Source organism: Salipiger sp. (genome assembly GCF_059781815.1).
Map to the genome: position 1 here is coordinate 1 of NZ_JBYNAH010000069.1, position 21,710 is coordinate 21,710.

The following is a 21,710-nucleotide window of genomic DNA, read 5'->3' on the forward strand; positions in this document are numbered from 1 at the left end:
ATTGTTCTTCACCTCGATATACGGAACCGTATGCGCCCCGCACTTGTCGCCGATCAGAAGCGAGTCGCACTGCGTGTAGTTGCGCGAGTTCTTCGCCTTCGGGTGCATCGAGACGAGACCGCGATAGGTGTTCTGCGCCACGCCCGCCGAGATGCCCTTCGACACGATCCGGCTCTTGGTGTCCTTGCCGAGGTGGATCATCTTGGTGCCGGTGTCGGCCTGCTGGTGGTTGTTGGCGATGGCGATCGAGTAGAACTCGCCCTGGCTCTCGTTGCCGCGCAGGATGCAGGACGGGTATTTCCACGTCACCGCCGAGCCGGTCTCGACCTGGGTCCACATGATCTTCGCCCGGTCACCGCGGCAGTCGGCGCGCTTGGTGACGAAGTTGTAGATGCCGCCCTTGCCCTCTTCGTCGCCGGGGAACCAGTTCTGCACCGTGGAGTATTTCACCTCGGCATCTTCCTCGACGATGATCTCGACCACCGCCGCGTGCAGCTGCGCGGTGTCGCGCTTGGGCGCGGTGCAGCCCTCGAGATAGGACACATACGAGCCCTTGTCGGCGATGATCAGCGTGCGCTCGAACTGGCCGGTGTTCTCGGCGTTGATGCGGAAATAGGTCGACAGCTCCATCGGGCAGCGCACGCCCGGCGGCACGTAGACAAAGGAGCCATCCGAGAACACGGCGCTGTTGAGCGTGGCATAGAAGTTGTCCGACACCGGCACGACCGAGCCAAGATACTTCTTCACCAGCTCCGGGTGCTTCTGGATCGCTTCCGAGATCGAGCAGAAGATCACGCCGGCCTTCTCGAGTTCCTTCTGGAAGGTGGTGCCCACCGAGACGCTGTCGAAGACCGCGTCGACGGCAACCTTGCGCTCGGGCGCGTTGGCATCCGCCGGCGCATCCTCGGCGCCCTCGACGCCCGCGAGCACCATCTGCTCCTTAAGCGGGATTCCGAGCTTCTCATAGGTCGCCAGCAGCTTGGGATCGACCTCGTCGAGCGACTTCGGCTTGGTCTCCATGCTCTTCGGACGGGCGTAGTAATACTGCTTCTGGAAGTCGATCTCGGGATACTCGACCATCGCCCAGTCGGGCTCAGTCTTGGTCAGCCAGCGGCGATAGGCCTCCAGACGCCACTCGGTCATCCATTCCGGCTCGTTGTTCTTGGCCGAGATCAGGCGCACGATGTCCTCGTCGAGGCCCATCGGGGCGTATTCCATCTCGATCTCGGTTTCCCAGCCGTACTTGTAGGTCGAGACGGCTTCGACCGCATCCACGGTCTCCTTCTCGACACCTTCCTTGACCGTCACGTTGTCAAAGGCTGCCATGCGTTTTCTCCTGTCATCACGCGGCGTGCGCGTGTCTCGTGCTTCCACCGGCGCTCCGGGCGCCGCCTGTTCTCATCTCGCGCCTTGCGGCGCGGCTCATTCAAAGCGCCTTGCGGCGCGGCATGATCTCTGCGCCTCGCGGCACATATAGGGGCCCGCGCCCCCGACTGCAGCCCGACGCTGCGCTTTCGCGCCGCTCAGCCGGTCCGCCGCCGGTATTGTTTCAGCCAGGCCTCGGCAAAGCCCAGCACCTCTTCCTCGGTCGACTGCGGCCCGAGGCTGACGCGGATGGCGCAGCGCGCCGTCTCCGCGTCATGGCCCATGGCCTGCAGCACGTTGCTCGGACGCAGCTTGCCGCTGGAACAGGCCGAACCGGCGCTGACCGCGTAGCCCGCAAGGTCCATCTGCATCACCTGCGTCTCACCCTTCCACCCCGGCATCGCGAAGCAGGAGGTGTTGGGCAGGCGCGGCGCATCATTTCCGACAAAAATAGTCTCTTTCGCGCCATCTGCAATCACATTTTCTAGAATGTTTCTAAGTTTCTCAACCCGCGCCCAGACGCCCTGCTCCAGATCCCGCGCCGCCGCCTGCGCCGCCGCGCCGAAGCCCGCGATTCCGATCAGGTTTTCGGTGCCCGCGCGCCGCCCCATCTCCTGCCCGCCGCCCCTGAGCTGCACCTGCAGGTCGGTGCCGCGCCGCACCACCAGCGCTCCGATGCCCTTGGGCCCGCCGAGCTTGTGGGCAGAGACCAGCGCCGCCGTGCAGCCGGCCCAGTTGAAGGCGAAGGGGATCTTGCCGAAGGCCTGCGTCGCATCGACCACCGCCAGCCCTTGCGGCAGCTCCTGCACCACCCCGGTTTCGGAATTCGCCGCCTGCAGGGCGCAGCGACCCGGCTCGCTCACCTGCACCTGCCCGCGCGCATCGACGCTCAGCACCGGATCGATCCACGCCGCCACCGCGTCATGCTCTACCGGCGCGCCCTGCAGGGCCTGCCCGGCACAGGCCAGCGCCGCCGCCTCGGTGGCGCCGGAGACAAAGATCACATCCGCCCCCTCGGCCCCGAAAGCCGCCGCAACCTGACCGCGGGCCCGCTCCATCAGGCCCTTGGCCGCGCGCCCTTCCGCATGCACGGAAGACGGATTCCCCACAACGTCCATGGCGGCGATCATCGCCTCTCGGGCCTCCGGCCGCAGCGGCGCGGTGGCGTTCCAGTCCAGATAGGCGCGCGTCACGGCCGTCTCCTCAGCAAGCATCTTCTCTGGTTCAAAAATACCTCGGGGGAGTCCGCGCTCGCGCGGACGGGGGCAGCGCCCCCTCACTGCCTCGAGGGCAAACGATCAGGGCTCGTCCACCACCGCGAACAACGACGGCACCGCCGGGCATGGCGCGAGCGAGTTGCCCACGACGTCCGACAGCCGCGTCTGGTGCAGGAAGACATAGACATGCGCCGACAGGCTCTGCCAAAGCCGATTGTTGAGCGATTGCGCCCGGCTGCCCGAGGTCGCCCCCGAGGCGCCGGCGCCCTTGTGCATCGCGTCCACCGTCTCGTCCACCGCGCCGAGGATGTCGACCACGCGGATCTCCGAGGCCGGGCGCGCCAGACGGTAACCGCCGCCCGGGCCGCGCACCGACTCCACCAGCCCGGCCCGGCGCAGCTTGACGAACAGCTGTTCGAGATAAGGCAGCGACACGTCCTGCCGCTTCGAGATATCGCCCAGCGTCACCAGAACGCCCTCCGGCTGCATCGCGATGTCGGTCAGCGCGACCATTGCGTAGCGCCCCTTGGTACTCAGCTTCACGCCCCCACCTCCATCTCGCCTCTCTCGCGCATCGCGCGCCAAACCCGCACGGGACTGGCAAAGATTGACCTTGCCAGACCAATTGCATATCTGCAAACGAAGACAACCCGGACTTTGCTCCGGAGTTAGAACCGTTCTAAGGTACCCGAGCAGTTTCGTCAAGAAAGCCGGGTGCGTGTTGAGGAGCAGATTGCACCTATGCCCGAGGTGATTTTTCCCGGACCCGAAGGCCGTCTCGAAGGCCGCTACCACCCGCAGAAGGAAAGCGACGCGCCGATTGCCATCGTGCTGCATCCGCATCCGCAATTCGGCGGGACGATGAACAACAAGGTCGTCTACAACCTGCACTACGCCTTCTACAACATGGGCTTCACGGTGCTGCGCTTCAATTTCCGCGGCGTCGGCCGCAGCCAGGGCGAATACGACCAGGGCGTGGGCGAGCTGTCGGATGCGGCCTCGGCGCTCGACTACCTGCAGTCGATGAACAACAATTCCAAGCATTGCTGGGTCGCGGGCTTCTCGTTCGGCGCCTGGATCGGCATGCAACTGCTGATGCGCCGCCCCGAGATCACCGGCTTCGTCTCGGTCTCGCCGCCGGCCAACATGTACGATTTCTCGTTCCTCGCCCCCTGCCCGGCCTCGGGCCTGATCATCAACGGCACCGCCGACCGCGTGGCGCCGCCCGCCGACACCACGGCGCTGGTCAACAAGCTCAAGGAACAGAAGGGCATCACCATCACCCACGAAGAGATCGAGGGCTCCGGGCACTTCTTCGAAGAGCCCCACATGGAGACCATGATCAACGGGGTGACCGGCTACGTGAAGCGCCGCCTGACCGAAAGCACCCGCTGAGGAGGCTCGCCCGATGTCGCTGACCACCGAGCTTGCCGACAAGCTGGCCGAGGACACCTTCAAGGTGATGAAGGCCACCGGCGACGACCGCTTCTACATGGAAGTGGCCAAGGTCATCGGCGCCTCCTCGACGACCCTCGAGGAGGCCTTCCTGACCTCCGTGCGCGTGCGCCTCGCAGAACAGCGCGCGCGCCGCTTCATCACCGACCGGCTCTCCGAGATCGCCCGCGAAAAGGGCGCCTGAGCGCGCCCGTCGCCCCTGGCACGTCTCCGCCGGTCGGCCCATCCATGCCCGACGGAGACCGGCCGATGACCGACGCCCCGACCGACACTGCTCGCCTTGATGCCCAGATGGCCTTCCTGATGGAGGCCGACCGGCTCAAGGCGATCACCCGCGCCACCCGCAACCATGACGGCCGGTTCGAGAATTCGGCCGAGCACAGCTGGCACCTCGCGCTCTTCGCGCTGGTGCTGGGCGAGCACGCGCCCGAGGGCATCTCGGTCGAGCGAGTGATCCGCATGCTGCTGATCCACGATCTCGTGGAGATCGACGCCGGCGACGCGCCGTTCTTCGGCGAGGTCGACGAGGCTGCGAAAGCGGCCGAGGAGACCGCCGCGGCGGAACGGCTGTTCGGGCTGCTGCCGCAGATGCAGGGCGCCGAGCTTCTGGCGCTCTGGCACGAGTTCGAGGCCAACGAGACCCCGGATGCGCGCTTCGCCAAGTCGCTCGACCGCTTCCAGCCGCCCAATCTCAACCTCGCCTCCGGCGGCGGCAGCTGGGACGATTACAACGTCACCTTCGACGTGTTCGAGACCCGCATGGGCCCCAGGATCCGCCACGGCGCCCCCGCGCTCTGGGACTGGCTGGCGCCCCGCGTCGCGGCCTTCTTCTCGAAACGCTGAGCCGATACGGAAAAGGCCAAGACTTTTCATCCGAAAAGTCTTGGCCCATGTCTCGCGCGGTACGCTGGGAAACCCGAAGATTTTTCGAATGAAAAATCTTCGGCGCAGGGATCAGAAGTGGATCGCGCGGCCCCAGGCGTCGAGCACGCTTTCGTGCATCATCTCCGACAGGGTCGGGTGCGGGAAGACGGTGTTCATCAGGTCTTCCTCGGTGGTCTCGAGCTGGCGCCCCACCACATAGCCCTGAATCAGCTCCGTCACTTCCGCGCCGACCATGTGAGCGCCCAGAAGCGCGCCGGTCTTCTCGTCGAACACGGTCTTGACCATGCCCTCGGGCTCGCCGAGCGCGATCGCCTTGCCGTTGCCGATGAACGGGAAGCGACCGACCTTGACCTTGTAGCCGGCCTCCTTGGCTTGCGCCTCGGTGAGGCCCACGCTGGCCACCTGCGGGTGGCAATAAGTGCAGCCGGCGATGCTGTCGGGATCGACCGCGTGCGGGTGACCGCCGGCGATCAGCTCCGCAACCATCACCCCCTCATGGCTCGCCTTGTGCGCCAGCCAGGGCCCGCCCGCCACGTCACCGATGGCATAGACACCCTCGATGCCGGTGCGGCAGTGCTTGTCGGTCACCACGTGGGTGCGCTCGACCTTCACGCCCAGTTCCTCGAGCCCGAGCCCTTCGACATTGCCGACGATACCCACGGCCGAGATCACCGTGTCGAACTCCTCGGTGGTGGTCTTGCCGTTCTGCTCGATATGCGCGGTGACCTTGCCCTGACCGCGGTCGAGCTTCTTGACCATGGTCTTCTCGCGGATCATCAGCCCCTGCTTCTCGAACTGCTTCTTGGCGAATTTCGAGATCTCCTCGTCCTCCACCGGCAGGATGCGGTCCATCACCTCGACCACCGTCGTGTCGGCGCCGAGCGTGTGGTAGAAGCTGGCGAACTCGATGCCGATGGCACCCGAGCCGATCACCAGGAGCTTCTTGGGCATACGCTTGGGCTGCAGCGCCGCCTTGTAGGTCCAGACCAGATCGCCATCCGCCTCGAGGCCCGGCAGCTCGCGGGCGCGGGCGCCGGTGGCGATCACGATGTTCTTGGCGGTGAGCTCCTCGGTGCCCTTCTCGGTCTTGACCGAGACCTTGCCCTTGCCGGTGATCTTTGCCTCGCCCATGATCGAGGTCACCTTGTTCTTCTTCAGAAGATGGGTAACGCCGGAGTTCAGCTGCTTGGCCACGCCGCGCGAGCGCTTGACCACCGCATCGAGATCGAAGCCGATCTTCTCCGCCGAGAGGCCGTATTCCTTGGCCCGGTGCATGAAGTGGTAGATCTCGGAAGACCGCAGCAGCGCCTTGGTCGGGATGCAGCCCCAGTTGAGGCAGATGCCCCCCATATGCTCGCGTTCCACGCAGGCCACCTTGAGCCCGAGCTGGGCGCCGCGGATCGCGGCGACATAGCCGCCCGGTCCCGCGCCAATCACGATCATGTCGAAGCTTTGCGAAGCCATGGCTCTCTCCGTCCGTGTCAAATTAGTTTGGCATTAAACCATTTTCCGGAATGCTTCAATGCAAAGCAAACTCGGGCAGCGGCTTTCCTCTCCCTTGCCCCATCTTCGCGCAGCAAAGCGCAGAGCGAAAGGGCCCGCGCGATCACCTTCGCACGGGCCCTGCCGAAATGAAAAGCCTAGATTGTCCGTCGCTAACGGAGGCCTCAGGCGGCCTCGGTCTGCAGCTTGCGGATCGTGGAGCCGTAGCCGCCCGCCTCGACATAGGCGCGCTCTGCCGCGGTCGAAGCGCGCTCGAGCGCCGCGTTGCGGGTCGGGAAGCGGCCGAAGTCGCGGATCACCTCGCGATGGGCGCGGGCGTGCAGCAGGTTCGACGCACCGCTTTCCGGCATGCGCTCCTTCATCAGGCGGATGCAGCGATCCTGATCGCAGAGGTTTTCCGAATGCATCAGCGGCAGATAGAAGAACTGCCGCGCCGGCTCGTCGATCTTGAGATCCCAGCCGCGCCAGATCGCCTGCTTCGCCGCCGCCATCGCGACTTCATCCGAGGCAAAGGCCTTGCCGTTGCCGCGGAACATGTTGCGCGGGAACTGATCGAGCAGGATGACATAGGCCAGCGCCCCGCTCGGATAGGTCAGCCACAGACCGAAGCGGCCTTCCATCGCGGCCTCCCAGGTCTCTTCGAACTCTTCGCGAATGCGGGCGTCAAGCGCCTCGTCCGTCGCGTACCACTTCTTTTCCCCGACCTCGTCGAGCCAGAACGCCAGTATTTCCTCGGGCCCCTTCATGGCCACATGCTCCTTCTCGCCTCGCCCGTGACCGAGCGTCATGTAGAGGTTACATTCCACTCTGAACCGAGCAAAAGTAAAATATTCTGTCAATTACGACATTCCGCCAGTGCCGTAGGCCTCAGGATGACGCGTGAAGGGGGCCGGAATCGTCGTCCGCCTCCGCTTCCGCGGTCTCGATGGCGACTTCCTGCGCCACCGCCACGGCCACCGGCGAGGCGCTCGGCGAGACCGCCTGATAGGCGCTGGTGCTGTCCACAGAGGGCGCCGCGCGGCGGGTCATGCGGTAGAAGGCATAGCCGGTGAGGCTCAGCATGAGCACCGCGATGAGCGCGAAATAGGCGCCCGGGCCGAACACCTGCATGGCATAGCCGGTGATGATCGGGCCGGCGATGGCGCCCACCCCGTTGACGAACAGGAGACCGGCCGAAGCCGCCGCCATGTCGTCATGCTCGAGATAGTCGTTGGTATAGGCAATCAGCAACGAATAGAGCGGGTTGGAGGCCCCGCCGATGACAAAGGCCGCGGCCAGGACGACCACGAACTGGCCGGTCATCATGGTCGCGAAGACGGCGGCGATGCCGCCCATCAGAGCCACGATGGCGACCAGCCGGCGACGGTCCATCCGGTCGGAGAGCCAGCCCAGCGGATACTGGGTCACCAGCGCGCCGACATAGAACGACGCCACGAACATCGAGATCTGGCTCAGCCGCAGCCCGGCCTCGGCGGCGAAGACCGCCGCCATGCCGAATTGCGCGGCAAACACGCCGCCCAGCAGGAAGATGCCGACGAAGCCCAGCGGAGACACGCCGTAGAGTTCACGAAGGCTCATCCGCTTGGTGGTTGCGAAGGCGGGGGTCGGGCTCACCGACAGCAGAATCGGCGCGAACGCCACCGAGACCAGCACCGACGGGATCACGAACAGCAGGAAGCCCGAGGGATCGGGCACCAGCAGCATCGCCTGCGCGGCGATGATGCCCAGCATCTGCACCATCATGTAGGCCGAGAGCGCCTGCCCCCGGCTGTCGTTCGAGGTCGAGTTGTTGAGCCAGCTTTCGGCGGTCACGTAGACGCCGCAGTAGCAGAAGCCGATGATCATCCGCTCGATCGTCCACGCCACGGGATGCGGGAAAGACGGGTAGAGGATCAGCACCGCCGAGATGAACGAGCCAAGCGCCGCGAAGACCCGCACGTGCCCGACCCGGCGGATCATGCCCGGCGTTACAAGCGATGCGATCAGGAAGCCCGCGAAATAGGCCGACATGACGACCGACATGGAGAAGGCCGAAAAGCCCTCGCCGGAGCCGCGCACACCCAGGAGCGAGCCCTGCAGGCCATTGCCCAGCATCAGCAGCAGCATCCCCAGAAGCAGCGCCCAGGAATGTTTCAGAACGTCGAGCATGGCGGCTCTCCTTCTTGCGTCGTCTTGCGTCATGCCCGCGCGGTGCGGCGGCGATTCCGTTTCGCCAGAGCCGTCGCATCACGCTCCGTCAAAAGCAAGCACGGAGCGCCTAAGGAATCAGCAAAGACGCATCTCCGTAGGAGAAGAACCGATAGCGCTCCGAAATGGCATGTTCGTAAATGCCCATCATCCGCTCGCGCCCCATCAGCGCCGAGACCAGCATCATCAGGGTGGATTTCGGCAGGTGGAAATTGGTCATCAGCGCGTCGGTGACGCGGAAGTCGAAGCCCGGGTAGATGAAGATGTCGGTGACGCCCTGCCACGGCGCGATGGCGCCGCTGTCGCGCGCCGCCGTCTCCAGCAGGCGCAGCGCCGTGGTGCCCACCGGGATCACCCGACCGCCCGCCGCCCTGGTGGCGGCGATCTCGGCGGCGGTGGCCTCGCTGACCTCGCCCCATTCGCCATGCATCTTGTGGGTGGTCACGTCATCGACCTTGACCGGCAGGAAGGTGCCCGCGCCCACGTGCAGCGTCACCTTGGTGAACGCGACCCCGTGCGCCTCGAGCGCCGCCAAGAGCTCGGCGTCGAAATGCAGGCTGGCGGTGGGCGCGGCCACGGCGCCTTTCTTCTCGGCCCAGACGGTCTGGTAATCGCGCTTGTCCTGCGCGTCGGCGGCGCGCTTGGCGGCGATGTAGGGCGGCAGCGGCATGGCGCCAGCCTCGGCCAGCGCGGCGTCAAAATCTTCGCCCTCGAGGTTGAAGCGCAGCAGCCCCTGCCCCTCCTCGCGCGCCTCGAGCGTCGCCGAGAGCGTCTCGGAGAACACCACCGTCTCGCCCTCGCGCAGCTTCTTCAGCGGCTTGACCAGCGCCGCCCAGAGCCCGCCCGGGCGCGGCTCGAGCAGGGTGATCTCGATCTGCGCCTGCGTCACGCCCTGCGCGCTCTCGCGCGTGCGGTGCCCCGAAAGCCGCGCCGGGATCACCTTGGTGTCGTTCAGCACCAACCGGTCGCCGGGCCGCAGCCACTGCGTCAGGTCGCGCACCACCGCGTCGGTGATCCTGTCGCCCTCGGCCACCAGCAGGCGCGCCGAGGAGCGCGGGTTGGCGGGGCGGGTCGCGATCAGGTCATCGGGCAGATCGAAATCGAAATCGCTCAGGTGCATGGGGCCTCTCGGGTCGGGAAGGGTCTTACTGGCTGACGCTCGGGGGCGGGCGGCGGAAGATGTCACGGAAGATGCCCGGGGTGAAGGCCGAAAGCGGGTTCACCGAAACGCGCGGGCTGTCGGCCGCGCCCTTGAGGTTGAAGTTGAAGCCGATCAGCCCCTCGCCCTTGCGGGCGAAGAGCTGGCCGATGCCGTTCAGGATATAGATCGGCGACAGCACGCCCTGCATGTCCATGGTCTTGTCGGCGAGGTTGTAGAACCCGTCCATCGAGATGCCCATCGACGGGCCGATGCCGCTGGAGCGGGTCAGCACGACCTGACGCGGGCTGAGGCGAAAGCGTGCCTCGACCTCGGAGAAATAGATCCCCGCGCCGTTCAGCTCGTCGAGCAGCCCGACCACCGAGATCGCATCGAGGAGCCCGGTGATCGCGGGCGCGTCCTGCAACCGGGTCTCGCGGATCACGAGGTTGCCGTCATAGGTGCCGTCCTGCCCGCGCACCGGCACCAGCGTCAGGTCGAAGGTGCCGTCCTTGACGTTCTTGAACACGCCCGCCCCGGCCAGCACGTCTCCGGCGTCGCGCGCCTGCAGGCGGATGGCGCTGCCGCCGTTCTGCGGCACCAGCGTGCCCTTGATGGGCGCGCGCTCTCCAACCCGGGCGGTGAAATCGCCGACAAGCCCGCCGGAGTGCTGGAAGCGCCCGTCAAAACGGGTGAGATAGATCGAGTCGGTCACCTGCAACCGGTCGAGCGCGATCTGCATCGGCCCGCCCGCGCCGCCTCCGCCACCTCGCCCGAAGGGCGCGCTGCGCATGTCGACGCGCCCGCCGCTGAGCGTGATCGCAGGAGCCGCGCCGCGCCCGCGTGCGGTCAGCACGGCGGCGCTGTCGAGCCAGTTGCCCACCCTCAGCCGGGGCAGTTCGAGCCGCCCGAAGCTGCCATCGTTGTTCAGCACCACCCGGCCCTGCGCCTCGAGACCGGCGCCCGAGAGCGCCAGCCGCTCGATCTCGACCGGCTTGCCCAGCCGGCCCGCCACCTCGAGCGCCCCGGTCTGCTGCTGCGACAGCCTCCAGCCGAGCTGCGGCAACGAAATGCCGACCCCCGCCAACGACGAGCTGAGCGCGAAGCGCGGCGTCTCGCCCCGCGCAAGATCGATGCTCACCGCCGCACGGCCTTGCCCCGAGAGCGTGCCCGGCGCCAGCGTCAGCCCAAGCGCCTGCGCCACAGGCTCGGACAGCACGATGTCGCCTTCGACCCGGCTGCCGGCACCGGGCTCGAGCGGCTGCGACCAGCTGCCGTCGAAGGGCACGCCCGAGAAATCCACCGCGCCCGAGATCGTAACCCGCGCGTCATCCACCGCCAGCGCCAACCGCTCGGCGCTGAGCGTCTTGCCGGCCACCACCTGATCGCTGCTGACGTCAAAGAGCGTGCCGGTGATGTCGATCGACATGTCCTCGCGCTTCACGCCCTTTCTCAAGGGCAGCACGATGCTGCCCTCGACCTCGACAGTGCCCTCGCCCAGGGTCACCGGCCTGCCGGCCTTCTGCATGATCTCGAGCTTGGGACTATCGATATAGGAGAGCGCCGCCACCAGCGGCCCGCTTGCCTGCAGCGTCAGCTCGCCGGTGGCCGGCCTCTCGCGCATGTCGCGGATCACAAAGCGGCTGCCCGCGCCCTCGAGCACGCCGCCCTCGGGCGGGGTGACCTTGGCGGTCTCGACGGTGACCGCGAGGCGGTGGTCGTAGATCGTCAGCTGGCCCTCGGCCTCGGTCAGGCGCGGCAGGTTCCGGGCATAGGTCAGCTCGCCCTCCGCGATGCGTGCATCGATATAGGTCTCGGGTTTTGCGCCCGGCTCCATGCGCACCGAAAAGATGCCATCCTCGATCCGGCCCGTGTGCACATTGTCGGCCACCCATTTGCGCGGCTTGGCCTGAAAGCGCTCCGGCCAGTATGAGAGCAGCGTTTCGTGATCCATCTCCTCGAGCTGCCCGTCCAGCGCCAGCCGCCAGCCCTCGGTCTCGGCACTCAGCAGTCCTGACAGCCGCAGCGGCAGGGCGGGATCGGTGCTGCGGAAGCGGCCCAGTTCGAAGCGGAACGGCGCAAAGCCCAGCCGCCAGTCAAGCTCGGCCCCGTCGAGCGTGAAGGGGCGATCGAAGATGCCTTCCGCATCGGCCTCGAACCGGCTCACCCGGAACTGGCCGGTCATGCCGTCGGGCAAGCCGCTCTCGGCGCCGCGCAGCACCGCGCGCCCGTCCGAGATCACCGTGCCGACGGCGCTCTGCACCGCGATCTCGTCGAAGGTCAGCGCCGAGGTGGCGGGATCGTAGGAGAAGTAGGTCCGCGCCAGACCGAACGGGATCGGCTGGGTGCGGGCGTTGGGCTGCAGCACGCCGGCGCCGATCTGCAGCGTGGCGCTCAGCGCGCCAAGGTCGCCGGTCTCGGTCATGGTGCCGCGCAATGCGCCCGAGATCGGCGCCCGCAGCCCGCTCAGCCAGACCAGCGCCGGGCTCTGCGAGGCAATGTCCTGCGCCGGCAGCCCGGTGAGGTTCATCCCGAAGCTGGCCGAGCGCTCGCCGATCACGCTTTCGGCGTTGAGCGCCAAGGTCGCCGCCACGTCGCCAAGCCCCAGCAGAGCCACGTCGCCCGCCAACCGGAGCCGCCCGTCCTCCCGAGTGAGGCTCAGCCGGCCGCCATCGGCGGTCCAGCCACGCCCGGCGCGGGCATCCTCGTAGCGAATGGTCAGCGCCTCGGCCTCGATGCGGCGCAGGCTCTCGAAGCGCGGGTTCGACAGCGCCCTGTCGATTTGCTCGATCAGCGTCGGGATATCCGGTGCCCGCGTGTCGGCGGCAAACACGTCGCCAAGCGCCAGACCGACATTGCCGTCGCGGTCGCGTCGCATGCTCATCCCGGCGCCGGCCAGCCGCACGCGGCTGAGCTGGACCTCGCCGCGCAGCAGCGGCAGCGGATCGAGCCCGGCGCGCAGGTCGGCCAGTGTCGCCACAGGCACCCCGGCGCTGGTGCGGATATCGACATCCGAAAGCACCACCCGCGCCAGCCCGTCGCGCTCCACCGCCACCGCAACGTCGCCAAAGCCCACCGCGAGCCCCGGCAGCGCTTCGGCAAGGCGCGCCTCGATGCGCTCGCGCAGCCAGTCCGGAGCCGAGATCGGGCGCCCCACCAGCACCAGCGCGGCGATCCCCGCGACAAGCGCCAGCACCGCAAGGCCGGCCAGCCCCTTGACGATCCGGCGCAGGCCGCGACGCGGCGCGCGCGGGGCCGGTGCGGCAGGTTCTGGCGTCTCGTCGTCTTCGGTGGTCACTGGCGGTCCGGCCCGTTGCTTTGCTTTGTGCTCAAGGCGTTCTACACCGGGAGTCAGGAATAGAGAAACAGCAAGACCGGAGCCTGCCCGATGAGCGACACTGCCCCCGATTTCACCCTGCCCTCGACCGACGGCGCCGAGGTCACCCTCTCGGCCCTGCGCCCCGCCCCGGTGGTGCTGTTCTTTTACCCGCGCGACGACACCTCGGGTTGCACGGTCGAGAACCAGGATTTCAGCGCCCTGCTGCCCGAGTTCGAGGCCGCCGGCATCAAGGTTTTCGGCCTCTCGAAGGACAGCCTCGCCAGCCACGAGAAGTTCATGAAAAAGAAAGAGCTGACCGTGCCGCTGCTCTCCGACGAAGGCTCGGAGGTCTGCGAGGCCTATGGCGTCTTCAAGGAAAAGAAGATGTACGGCAAGACCTTCATGGGGATCGAGCGCAGCACCTTCCTGATCGACGCCGAGGGCAAGATCGCCAAGGAATGGCGCAAGGTGAAGGTGCCGGGCCACGCCGCCGAGGTGCTCGAGGCCGCCAAGGCGCTCTGAGCGATAGATCGCGGACGGGAAAGGACAGGCCGGCATGACCAAGACGCTGAGCGAGATGGCGGTGGAGGTGCTCACCACCGCCGACGGGCGCGAAAAGACCGCGCTGAGCCACGCCCATGCGCGCGCCTGGCGCGCCTCCCGCGAGGCCGGCGCGCCGATCCCCCTTGGCACGGCCCAGCCGCCGCTCCGCCCCTCCCGTCCCGACGCGCCCGAGCTGCTCGATCCGCGCGATGTGCCCAAGCGCAAGCCCGGCTCCGAGAAGGGCCGCATCGCCCTGTTGCACGCGGTGGCGCATATCGAGCTCAACGCGGTCGACCTGCACTGGGACATCATCGCCCGCTTCACCGACACCCGCTTTCCGCTCGGTTTCTATGATGACTGGGTGAAGGCGGCGGACGAGGAGTCGAAGCACTTCAACCTGATGTGCGACTGTCTCGAGGCGCAGGGCAGCTTCTACGGCGCCCTGCCCGCCCATGCCGGCATGTGGCGCGCCGCCGAAGATACGGCAGAGGATCTGATGGGGCGGCTTGCCGTGGTGCCGATGGTGCTCGAGGCGCGCGGGCTCGACGTCACGCCCGGCATGATCGAGCTGTTCCGCCGCGCCAAGGCCGAGGATGCCGTGGCCGCGCTGGAAACGATATACGCCGAAGAGGTCGGCCACGTCGCCTATGGCTCGAAGTGGTTCCATTTCCTCTGCGGCCGCCACGAGCTCGACCCGAAGGACGTGTTCCACGATCTCGTGCGGCGCTACTTCCACAGCACGCTGAAGCCGCCCTTCAACGATGAAAAACGCGCCGAGGCCGGATTGCCGCTCGATTTCTACTGGCCACTGGCCGAGGAATAATCGCTCGCAGGCAAACGTGCCGGGAAACAATGACGAAAAATTGAGCGCCCGGAAGCCCTTGGTGTCGGCGGATTTTCGCCAACCCAGCGCGATTCCGCCGCGTAAAAAGCGCAGCAAGCCCAAAATTGTTGCGATTTTGCCGCGGCGACTTTAACCCCTTCTCCAAGACGCCGGGTGGGGAACCGACGCGTTTGGAACTTTGACGGGAACAGGGGACAAAACCGGTGAGAACGCGTTTCGCGATCAGAACCCATGCGCTGCTCGAGCGCTTCTTTCCAGAACGTCGGGTGTTTCTAAAATCCGACACCGACACACGCTTCATCAGACTGCGCTCGGAAACTCAGGCGGTGGCCGCCTTCGGCGCCGGACTGCTGGTTGCCTGGACCATCGTCGCCACGGCGATCCTGCTGATGGACAGCATCAGCGCCGGCAATTTCCGCGAGCAGGCCAAGCGTGACCAGATCACCTATCAGCGCCGCCTCAACGAACTTTCGCACGAGCGCGATGCGCGCGCCGCGGAATCGCTTGCGGCGCAGGAGCGCTTCAGCACCGCGCTGGCGCAGGTCTCGGCAATGCAGGGCAAGCTCCTCGACAGCGAGGCGCGCCGGCGTGAGCTCGAGACCGGGATCGACGTGATCCAGGCCACCCTTCGCAAGACCATGAAGGAACGCGAGGAGGTCAACGACCGTCTCGCCGCGCTCGAGACCCAGATCGAAGGCGGCGACCTTGCCGTCGCCGGTGGCGGCGATGCCGATGGCACGCTCGATCTGCTGTCCGAGGCACTCGCCCGCACTGCCGAAGAGCGCGACCAGGTGGTTGCCGATGCGCAGGATGCGCTGGTGCGCGCCGATGAGATGGCCACCGAGCTGCGCCTGATGGAAGAGAAGAACGACCGGATCTTCCGCCAGCTCGAAGAGGCGATGACCGTCTCGGTCAAGCCGCTCGACAAGATGTTCACCGATGCCGGCATGGATCCCGACCGCATCATCAGCCAGGTCCGCAAGGGCTATTCCGGTCAGGGCGGCCCGCTGACACCGCTGACCTTCTCGACCCGCGGCGAAGAGCCCTCTGCCGACATGGAGCGCGCCAACCGCATCCTCGGCGAGATGGACAAGCTCAACCTCTACCGCATCGCCGCCGAAAAGGCGCCCTTCGCGGTGCCTCTCAAGGATCCGTTCCGCTTCACCTCTGGCTTCGGCCGCCGCTGGGGCCGCCTGCATGCCGGCACCGATTTCGCCGCGCCGCACGGCACGCCGATCTATGCCACCGCCGACGGCGTCGTCACCCATGCCGGCTGGCTGTCCGGCTACGGGCGTCTGGTGAAGATCCAGCACGAGTTCGGTATCGAGACCCGCTACGCCCACATGTCCAAAATCCGCGTGAAGGTCGGCCAAAGGGTCTCGCGCGGGGACCGTGTTGGTGATATGGGAAATACCGGACGGTCGACCGGGACGCACCTTCACTACGAAGTGCGCGTCGGAGGCGAACCCGTGAACCCCATGATCTACATCAAGGCTGCAAACGATGTTTTCTAAGAGCAAGATCAACGAGCCCGGCCCCAAAGCCGAGGACAACGCACCGAAGCCGGCCGCCGAAGCTCCGCGCGCGCCCGCCGGCGACTTCAAGCCGTCGGCACCGCCGAAAGCCAAGCCGCCGGCATCGGTGCTGTCGAGCGATCTGCACATCACCGGCAACCTCAAGACCACCGGCGACATCCAGGTCGAAGGCACGGTTGAGGGCGACATCCGCGCCCACCTGCTGACCATCGGCGAGAGCGCCACCATCAAGGGTGAGGTCGTCGCCGACGACGTCGTGATCAACGGCCGCATCGTCGGCCGTGTGCGCGGCCTCAAGGTCCGCCTGACCGCCACCGCGCGGGTCGAGGGCGACATCATCCACAAGACCATCGCGATCGAGAGCGGCGCGCATTTCGAGGGCTCCGTGCAGCGTCAGGACGACCCGCTGTCGTCCCGCGGCAAGGGCGCTCCCGCGGCAGCTCCGGCCCAGCAGCAGGCGCCGGCAGCTCCGCAGGGCCAGGGCAGCTAAGCCCTCCTGCCTTTCAGCCAGTCGAAACGCCGGGCCTCGCGCCCGGCGTTTTCGTTTGCGGCCACGGCATCCTGTCGGCATCCGCCCTGCCAGTCTCCAAAACGAAGAAGGCGCCGCAATCGCTTGCGGCGCCTTCTGTCTTTCTGGTCAGTTCCAGCCTCAGTGCGCGGTCGCACCGGCGGCGGTATCGTCGCCCTTGGCCAGGGCCGCGGCGGCCTCCTCGGCCTCCTCGTCCCATTCGATGGGCTCGGGCTTGCCGATCAGCGCGATCTCGAGCACTTCCGACACGTGCTTGACGGGGATGATCTCGAGCCCCTCCTTCACATTGTCGGGCAGCTCGGCCAGATCCTTCTCGTTCTCCTCAGGGATGAGAACGGTCTTGATCCCGCCGCGCAGCGCCGCGAGCAGCTTCTCCTTCAGGCCACCGATGGCCGAGGCATTGCCGCGCAGGGTGACCTCGCCGGTCATGGCGATGTCCTTGCGCACCGGCAGCCCGGTCAGCACCGAGACGATCGCCGTCACCATGGCCAGACCCGCCGAGGGGCCGTCCTTGGGCGTCGCGCCGTCGGGCACGTGCACGTGGATGTCCCACTTGTCGAAGCGCGGCGGCTTGACCCCGATCTGCGGTGCGATGGAGCGCACGTAAGAGGACGCGGCCTCGATGCTCTCCTTCATCACGTCGCCGAGCTTGCCGGTGGTCTTCATGCGGCCCTTGCCGGGCAGCTTCAGCGCCTCGATGTGCAGCAGGTCGCCGCCCACCGAAGTATAGGCAAGCCCCGTCACCACGCCGACCTGGCTCTCATCTTCCGCCAGACCGTAGCGATACTTCCGAACGCCGAGGAAATCGTCGAGGTTCTCGGGGGTGACCGTGACCTCTTCGGTTTCCTTCTTGACGATCTTGGTCACCGCCTTGCGGGCCAGACGCGCGATCTCGCGCTCGAGGTTCCGCACCCCCGCCTCGCGGGTGTAATAGCGGATGACGTCGGTCATCGCGTCGTCTTCGAGCGTGAACTCGCCCTTCTTCAGCCCGTGCGCCTTGATCTGCTTGGGCAAAAGGTGGCGCTTGGCGATCTCGGCCTTCTCGTCCTCGGTGTAGCCCGAGAGCGGGATGATCTCCATGCGGTCGAGCAGCGGCCCCGGCATGTTGTACGAGTTCGACGTGGTGACGAACATCACGTTCGACAGGTCGTACTCCACCTCGAGATAGTGGTCCACGAAGGTGCCGTTCTGCTCGGGATCGAGCACTTCCAGCATCGCCGAGGCCGGGTCGCCACGGAAGTCCTGCCCCATCTTGTCGATCTCGTCGAGCAGGATGAGCGGGTTCGTGGTCTTGGCCTTCTTCAGCGCCTGGATGATCTTGCCCGGCATCGAGCCGATATAGGTCCGGCGGTGACCGCGGATCTCGGACTCGTCCCGCACGCCACCCAGCGAGATGCGGATGAACTCGCGCCCGGTGGCCTTCGCCATCGACTTGCCGAGCGAGGTCTTGCCGACACCCGGAGGGCCGACGAGGCAGAGGATCGGGCCCTTGAGCTTCTGGCTGCGCGCCTGCACCGCGAGGTACTCGACGATGCGCTCCTTGACCTTCTCGAGGCTGTAGTGATCGTGATCGAGCACGTCCTGCGCCCGGCCCAGATCCTTCTTCACGCGCGACTTGGTGCCCCACGGGATCGACAGCATCCAGTCGAGATAGTTGCGCACCACGGTGGCCTCGGCCGACATGGGCGACATGTTGCGCAGCTTCTTGAGCTCGGCATCGGCCTTCTCGCGCGCCTCTTTCGAGAGCTTGGTGGCCTCGATGCGCTCGGCCAGCTCGTTGACCTCGTTCTGGCCATCCTCGCCGTCGCCCAGCTCCTTCTGAATGGCCTTCATCTGCTCATTCAGATAGTACTCGCGCTGGGTCTTCTCCATCTGGCTCTTGACGCGGGTCTTGATCTTTTTCTCGACCTGCAGCACCGACAGCTCGCCCTGCATCAGGCCATAGACCTTCTCCAGCCGCTCGCTGATCGGCAGCGTCTCCAGAAGCTCCTGCTTCTGCTCCACCTCGATGCCGAGATGGCCCGCGACGAGGTCGGCGAGCTTGGCCGGCTCGGTGGTCTCGGAGACCGCCGAGAGCGCCTCTTCGGGGATGTTCTTCTTGACCTTGGCGTAGCGCTCGAACTCTTCGCCGACGGTGCGCACCAGCGCCTGGATGGCGGCGGGGTCGCCGGGCATCTCGGCCACGTGCTCGGCCTTAGCCTCGAAGAACTCGTCATTCTCGAGATATTCGGTGATCTTCACACGGCTCTGCCCCTCGACCAGCACCTTCACGGTGCCGTCGGGCAGCTTGAGAAGCTGCAACACGTTGGCCAGCACGCCGGCCCGGTAGATGCCATCGCTGGTCGGGTCGTCGACCGCGGGGTCGATCTGGGCGGCAAGCAGAATCTGCTTGTCGTCGGCCATGACCTCCTCGAGCGCCTTCACCGACTTCTCGCGCCCCACGAAGAGCGGCACGATCATGTGCGGGAACACGACGATGTCGCGCAGCGGCAGAACTGGATAGGAGGAATTGAGAGGCTGTTGCATAAGCATTCCTTCGTCTTGGCAGGATGGCCCGGCCCCGGTTCTCCGGCGGCTCCCGCCATCCCCTGTCTCGGAGCTATTAGGTGGGGTCGTGCCCTTCGGAAATCAACCGCGCCAGCCTCCGGTCGGAGCAGCATGGCGAAGCGGGGCTGCGGCTGCAAGGCGACTTTTGCAGGATCGGCCGGAAATCCGTCTCCGGCAGCGCTGCCGTCTGCGCGAGGCACACGATTGCCCGGCCCGTCGCCGCGGGGGGAAAGAATGCGCCCCGCGCGGGGGCGCATCCACCGGGCCGGCTCAGTCCTTGGTCTTGGACTGAGCGGCTTTCATCCGTGCCAGAAGCTCGGCCTTGCTGTCCGCCTTGCCGGCGGCCGTGGCCTTGCCCTTGGGCGCGTCCTTGTGGCGGTCGTAGCGCGGGGCGTTGCTGCCCGAGCGCGCGCCGCCCGATTTCGAGTAATCCATGATCCGGCTCCTTGCCGCGAGTGCAGGCCCCGCTATTGCCGCAAGGCGGGGGCCCGCACAAGCATAACCGGATCAGGCGGCCTCGTCTTCCAGCGTCGGATAGTCGATCAGACCCTCGGCGCCGCCACCGTAGAAGGTGCTCTGGTCGCCCTCGTTGAGCGGCGCGTCGCGGCGCAGACGGTCGACGAGATCCGGGTTCGAGATGAACGGACGCCCGAAGGCCACCAGCTCGGCGTCGCCATCCTCGACGGTCTTCAGCGCGAGGTCGCGGTCATAGCCATTGTTGGCCATGTAGGCGCCGTCGAAGAGCTTGCGCAGGGCGGCGATACTCTGACCCTCTTCGAGCTCGCGCGAGCCGCCGGTGGCGCCTTCGACCATGTGCAGATAGGCGAGGCCATAGGCGTTGAGCTTCGGCACCACGTATTCGAAATCCGCCTGCGGCTCGGCGTCCTCGATGCCGTTGGCCGGCGAGAAGGGCGACAGGCGCAGGCCAGTGCGGTCGCCGCCGATCTCGCCGGTCACCGCGTCGAGCACCTCGAAGAGGAAGCGCGCCCGGTTCTCGATCGCGCCGCCATAGGCGTCGTCGCGCCGGTTGGCTCCGGTCTTCAGGAACTGGTCGATCAGATAGCCATTGGCACCGTGAACCTCGACTCCGTCGAAGCCCGCCCTGATCGCGAAGGCGGCGGCCTTGCGATAATCCTCGACCGTCGCCTTGATCTCGGCCTCGCTCAGCGCGCGCGGCTCGGAGGTGTCCTCGAAGCCATTCTGCGTGAAGGTCTTCACCCCGGCGGCAATCGCCGAGGGCGCGACGGGCGCCTGCCCGTCCGGCTGCAGAGAGGTGTGCGAGATCCGGCCCACGTGCCAGAGCTGGATCACGATCTTGCCGCCATCCTCGTGCACCGCGTCGGTCACGCGCTTCCACGCCGCGGCCTGCGCCTCGGTGTGGATGCCAGGGGTCTGGATATAGCCCTTGCCGGCGGGCGAGATCTGCGAGGCCTCGGTGATGATCAGCCCGGCGCTCGCGCGCTGGCGGTAGTACTCGACATGAAGGTCGTTGACGGTGCCATCCTCGTCATCGGCACGGTTGCGGGTCAGCGGGGCCATCACGATGCGGTTGCTCATCTCGATGGCGCCGGCGGTAAACTTGGTGAACAGGGCTTCGGTCATGGTCATGTCCTTTCGCGCTCGGGCCCGGAAGCGGGCCTCGCCTGGGTCGGAGGCAGGACATAGGTGCTTTCTGCGCCGCGGCAATGCCGGTCGGTGCCGGCCCGCGCCGATGGGCCGTTCACGAGTGCATGATCGACTGACGCGCAGGCAGGCCCGGAGCGGCCTGCCCCGTGGCGCGGCGCAACGGGGATATCACCGCGCCCACGACGACATGCCCGACCCCGCAAACCTTGGCACGGGATCGGAAAAGTCCCTGCGCGACCACGCGCCCACCCGCGACTCTTGCCCCTGCACGGCAGGCTCAGCGCATCACGGCCTCTGGAGACCTGCGCGAGACCCACGCCGGTTCGCCCCGACCTGCGACCACATGCGGTTTTGCCCTGCCGGACGCGCCTGCTATACTCCTTCTGTACTGGATCCGAACTGTGGGAGGAGACGATGCAGTCAGAACTCAAGACCCGCCGCCGCGTGCTGCGCCTGACCTATGAGCGCTATCTCGAGGCAGACCGCGCGTGGGTTCTCGCCCTCACCGAGATGAAGCGCTGGTTTCCGACCGGCGCCCGGCCCTACCGGGCAGCAATCGGCGATCCCGGCTCGCAGATGCGCCAGCTCTACGACCGGCGCGCGCTGGCGCTGGCCAAGCTCGAGGCGGCCCGGCTCAAGCTCGACACCGCCAAGCGGCGGCTGGCCGAGCGGCAGCGCCCCGCCCCGGTCCGCATCTACCTGCTGGCGGGCTGATCCCGCTCACTTCGCCGAGGGCAGACGGTTGCGCCAGACGAACTGGCGCAGCGCAAAGCGCGAGCGCACCGAGCGGATGCCCGGGATCCGGGTCAGCCTGTCCTGCAGAAAGCGCTCGAACCCGTGTAGATCCTCGACCACCACGCGCAGCAGGAAATCCTGACTGCCGGTCATCAGGAAGCCCTGCACCACCTCCTCGAACGCCATCACCCGGCGCTCGAACAGCGCCAGCGCCTCGGCCTCCTGCCGCTCGAGCTCCACCGAGACAAAGGCGGTGACGGGATAGCCCGCCCGCTCGTGGTC

Annotated in this window: 20 protein-coding genes; 8 read left to right on the forward strand and 12 right to left on the reverse strand. The window is 66.7% G+C overall.

Going from position 1 to position 21,710, the window contains the following annotated elements; all coding sequences use genetic code 11:
* From sufB to iscR, 3 genes are all read right to left on the reverse strand, one after another.
* Positions 1 to 1,326, reverse strand: a 1,326-nt coding sequence (gene sufB / locus AC6RA4_RS10135; RefSeq protein ID WP_500159943.1) for a Fe-S cluster assembly protein SufB, incomplete at its 3' end; no start/stop codon positions are given.
* A gap of 197 nt (positions 1,327 to 1,523) precedes the next feature.
* A complete protein-coding gene (locus AC6RA4_RS10140) occupies positions 1,524 to 2,558 on the reverse strand; it encodes a cysteine desulfurase family protein (RefSeq protein WP_500159945.1) in 1,035 nt (344 codons plus the stop codon).
* Between the two features lie 105 nt (positions 2,559 to 2,663).
* Positions 2,664 to 3,125 (reverse strand): Fe-S cluster assembly transcriptional regulator IscR, encoded by a 462-nt coding sequence (gene iscR / locus AC6RA4_RS10145; RefSeq protein ID WP_500159947.1) that lies wholly within the window; start codon positions 3,123 to 3,125, stop codon positions 2,664 to 2,666.
* 198 nt (positions 3,126 to 3,323) lie between these two features.
* Here iscR and AC6RA4_RS10150 point away from each other — a divergent pair, with 198 nt between their 5' ends.
* The 3 genes from AC6RA4_RS10150 (at position 3,324) to AC6RA4_RS10160 (ending at position 4,880) form a co-directional block, all read left to right on the forward strand.
* Complete coding sequence (locus tag AC6RA4_RS10150) at positions 3,324 to 3,977, forward strand: alpha/beta hydrolase (protein ID WP_500159949.1); 654 nt, start codon at positions 3,324 to 3,326, stop codon at positions 3,975 to 3,977.
* Positions 3,978 to 3,990: 13 nt separating this feature from the next.
* A complete protein-coding gene (locus AC6RA4_RS10155) occupies positions 3,991 to 4,221 on the forward strand; it encodes a hypothetical protein (RefSeq protein ID WP_500159951.1) in 231 nt (76 codons plus the stop codon).
* 65 nt (positions 4,222 to 4,286) lie between these two features.
* Positions 4,287 to 4,880, forward strand: coding sequence for an HD domain-containing protein (locus AC6RA4_RS10160; RefSeq protein ID WP_500159953.1), 594 nt, complete (start codon positions 4,287 to 4,289; stop codon positions 4,878 to 4,880).
* Positions 4,881 to 4,991: 111 nt separating this feature from the next.
* On the opposite strand, the gene lpdA is transcribed toward AC6RA4_RS10160, so the two are convergent.
* The 5 genes from lpdA to AC6RA4_RS10185 all read right to left on the reverse strand — a co-directional run bounded on the left by lpdA (position 4,992) and on the right by AC6RA4_RS10185 (position 13,048).
* Complete coding sequence (gene lpdA, locus AC6RA4_RS10165) at positions 4,992 to 6,386, reverse strand: dihydrolipoyl dehydrogenase (protein WP_500159955.1); 1,395 nt, start codon at positions 6,384 to 6,386, stop codon at positions 4,992 to 4,994.
* Positions 6,387 to 6,589: 203 nt separating this feature from the next.
* Entirely contained in the window at positions 6,590 to 7,171 is a 582-nt protein-coding gene (locus AC6RA4_RS10170) for a DUF924 family protein (RefSeq protein WP_500159957.1), read from the reverse strand.
* A gap of 121 nt (positions 7,172 to 7,292) precedes the next feature.
* Positions 7,293 to 8,573 (reverse strand): MFS transporter, encoded by a 1,281-nt coding sequence (locus tag AC6RA4_RS10175; RefSeq protein ID WP_500159959.1) that lies wholly within the window; start codon positions 8,571 to 8,573, stop codon positions 7,293 to 7,295.
* A 109-nt stretch (positions 8,574 to 8,682) separates the two neighbouring features.
* The gene (gene queA, locus AC6RA4_RS10180; protein WP_500159960.1) at positions 8,683 to 9,732 is read right to left on the reverse strand and encodes a tRNA preQ1(34) S-adenosylmethionine ribosyltransferase-isomerase QueA; all 1,050 of its coding nucleotides are present in this window, start codon (positions 9,730 to 9,732) and stop codon (positions 8,683 to 8,685) included.
* A gap of 25 nt (positions 9,733 to 9,757) precedes the next feature.
* Entirely contained in the window at positions 9,758 to 13,048 is a 3,291-nt protein-coding gene (locus AC6RA4_RS10185; protein ID WP_500159962.1) for a YhdP family protein, read from the reverse strand.
* Between the two features lie 90 nt (positions 13,049 to 13,138).
* Between AC6RA4_RS10185 and AC6RA4_RS10190 the strand changes: the two genes are divergently transcribed.
* The 4 genes from AC6RA4_RS10190 to AC6RA4_RS10205 all read left to right on the forward strand — a co-directional run bounded on the left by AC6RA4_RS10190 (position 13,139) and on the right by AC6RA4_RS10205 (position 16,481).
* The gene (locus AC6RA4_RS10190; protein ID WP_500159964.1) at positions 13,139 to 13,591 is read left to right on the forward strand and encodes a peroxiredoxin; all 453 of its coding nucleotides are present in this window, start codon (positions 13,139 to 13,141) and stop codon (positions 13,589 to 13,591) included.
* A gap of 34 nt (positions 13,592 to 13,625) precedes the next feature.
* Positions 13,626 to 14,435, forward strand: coding sequence for a ferritin-like domain-containing protein (locus AC6RA4_RS10195; RefSeq protein ID WP_500159966.1), 810 nt, complete (start codon positions 13,626 to 13,628; stop codon positions 14,433 to 14,435).
* A gap of 224 nt (positions 14,436 to 14,659) precedes the next feature.
* Positions 14,660 to 15,970 carry a DUF5930 domain-containing protein gene (locus tag AC6RA4_RS10200; protein ID WP_500159968.1) on the forward strand — a complete coding sequence of 437 codons (1,311 nt, stop codon included), beginning with the start codon at positions 14,660 to 14,662 and terminating at the stop codon, positions 15,968 to 15,970.
* The gene (locus tag AC6RA4_RS10205) at positions 15,960 to 16,481 is read left to right on the forward strand and encodes a bactofilin family protein (protein WP_500159970.1); all 522 of its coding nucleotides are present in this window, start codon (positions 15,960 to 15,962) and stop codon (positions 16,479 to 16,481) included. The genes AC6RA4_RS10200 and AC6RA4_RS10205 overlap by 11 nt, the downstream gene beginning before the upstream one ends.
* Before the next feature lie 159 nt (positions 16,482 to 16,640).
* Here the strand turns inward: AC6RA4_RS10205 and lon are convergent, their stop codons facing one another.
* The 3 genes from lon to AC6RA4_RS10220 all read right to left on the reverse strand — a co-directional run bounded on the left by lon (position 16,641) and on the right by AC6RA4_RS10220 (position 20,669).
* Complete coding sequence (lon, locus tag AC6RA4_RS10210; RefSeq protein ID WP_500159972.1) at positions 16,641 to 19,046, reverse strand: endopeptidase La; 2,406 nt, start codon at positions 19,044 to 19,046, stop codon at positions 16,641 to 16,643.
* 291 nt (positions 19,047 to 19,337) lie between these two features.
* Positions 19,338 to 19,502, reverse strand: coding sequence for a hypothetical protein (locus tag AC6RA4_RS10215; protein ID WP_500159974.1), 165 nt, complete (start codon positions 19,500 to 19,502; stop codon positions 19,338 to 19,340).
* Positions 19,503 to 19,574: 72 nt separating this feature from the next.
* Positions 19,575 to 20,669, reverse strand: a complete 1,095-nt coding sequence (locus AC6RA4_RS10220; protein ID WP_500159976.1) for an alkene reductase — start codon at positions 20,667 to 20,669, stop codon at positions 19,575 to 19,577.
* Positions 20,670 to 21,107: 438 nt separating this feature from the next.
* On the opposite strand from AC6RA4_RS10220, the gene AC6RA4_RS10225 reads away from it, so the two are divergent.
* Complete coding sequence (locus tag AC6RA4_RS10225) at positions 21,108 to 21,407, forward strand: hypothetical protein (RefSeq protein ID WP_500159977.1); 300 nt, start codon at positions 21,108 to 21,110, stop codon at positions 21,405 to 21,407.
* 6 nt (positions 21,408 to 21,413) lie between these two features.
* On the opposite strand, the gene AC6RA4_RS10230 is transcribed toward AC6RA4_RS10225, so the two are convergent.
* The coding region (locus AC6RA4_RS10230; protein ID WP_500159979.1) for an Lrp/AsnC family transcriptional regulator at positions 21,414 to 21,710 on the reverse strand (297 nt) is incomplete at its 5' end.

Bases quoted from the DNA above. Each gene is read 5' to 3' on its own strand.
- AC6RA4_RS10150 (WP_500159949.1), top strand. From the start codon at position 3,324: ATGCCCGAGGTGATTTTTCCCGGACCCGAAGGCCGTCTCGAAGGCCGC.
- AC6RA4_RS10155 (WP_500159951.1), top strand. From the start codon at position 3,991: ATGTCGCTGACCACCGAGCTTGCCGACAAGCTGGCCGAGGACACCTTC.
- AC6RA4_RS10160 (WP_500159953.1), top strand. From the start codon at position 4,287: ATGACCGACGCCCCGACCGACACTGCTCGCCTTGATGCCCAGATGGCC.
- lpdA (WP_500159955.1), bottom strand. From the start codon at position 6,386: ATGGCTTCGCAAAGCTTCGACATGATCGTGATTGGCGCGGGACCGGGC.
- AC6RA4_RS10170 (WP_500159957.1), bottom strand. From the start codon at position 7,171: ATGAAGGGGCCCGAGGAAATACTGGCGTTCTGGCTCGACGAGGTCGGG.
- AC6RA4_RS10175 (WP_500159959.1), bottom strand. From the start codon at position 8,573: ATGCTCGACGTTCTGAAACATTCCTGGGCGCTGCTTCTGGGGATGCTG.
- queA (WP_500159960.1), bottom strand. From the start codon at position 9,732: ATGCACCTGAGCGATTTCGATTTCGATCTGCCCGATGACCTGATCGCG.
- AC6RA4_RS10190 (WP_500159964.1), top strand. From the start codon at position 13,139: ATGAGCGACACTGCCCCCGATTTCACCCTGCCCTCGACCGACGGCGCC.
- AC6RA4_RS10195 (WP_500159966.1), top strand. From the start codon at position 13,626: ATGACCAAGACGCTGAGCGAGATGGCGGTGGAGGTGCTCACCACCGCC.
- AC6RA4_RS10205 (WP_500159970.1), top strand. From the start codon at position 15,960: ATGTTTTCTAAGAGCAAGATCAACGAGCCCGGCCCCAAAGCCGAGGAC.
- lon (WP_500159972.1), bottom strand. From the start codon at position 19,046: ATGCAACAGCCTCTCAATTCCTCCTATCCAGTTCTGCCGCTGCGCGAC.
- AC6RA4_RS10215 (WP_500159974.1), bottom strand. From the start codon at position 19,502: ATGGATTACTCGAAATCGGGCGGCGCGCGCTCGGGCAGCAACGCCCCG.
- AC6RA4_RS10220 (WP_500159976.1), bottom strand. From the start codon at position 20,669: ATGACCGAAGCCCTGTTCACCAAGTTTACCGCCGGCGCCATCGAGATG.
- AC6RA4_RS10225 (WP_500159977.1), top strand. From the start codon at position 21,108: ATGCAGTCAGAACTCAAGACCCGCCGCCGCGTGCTGCGCCTGACCTAT.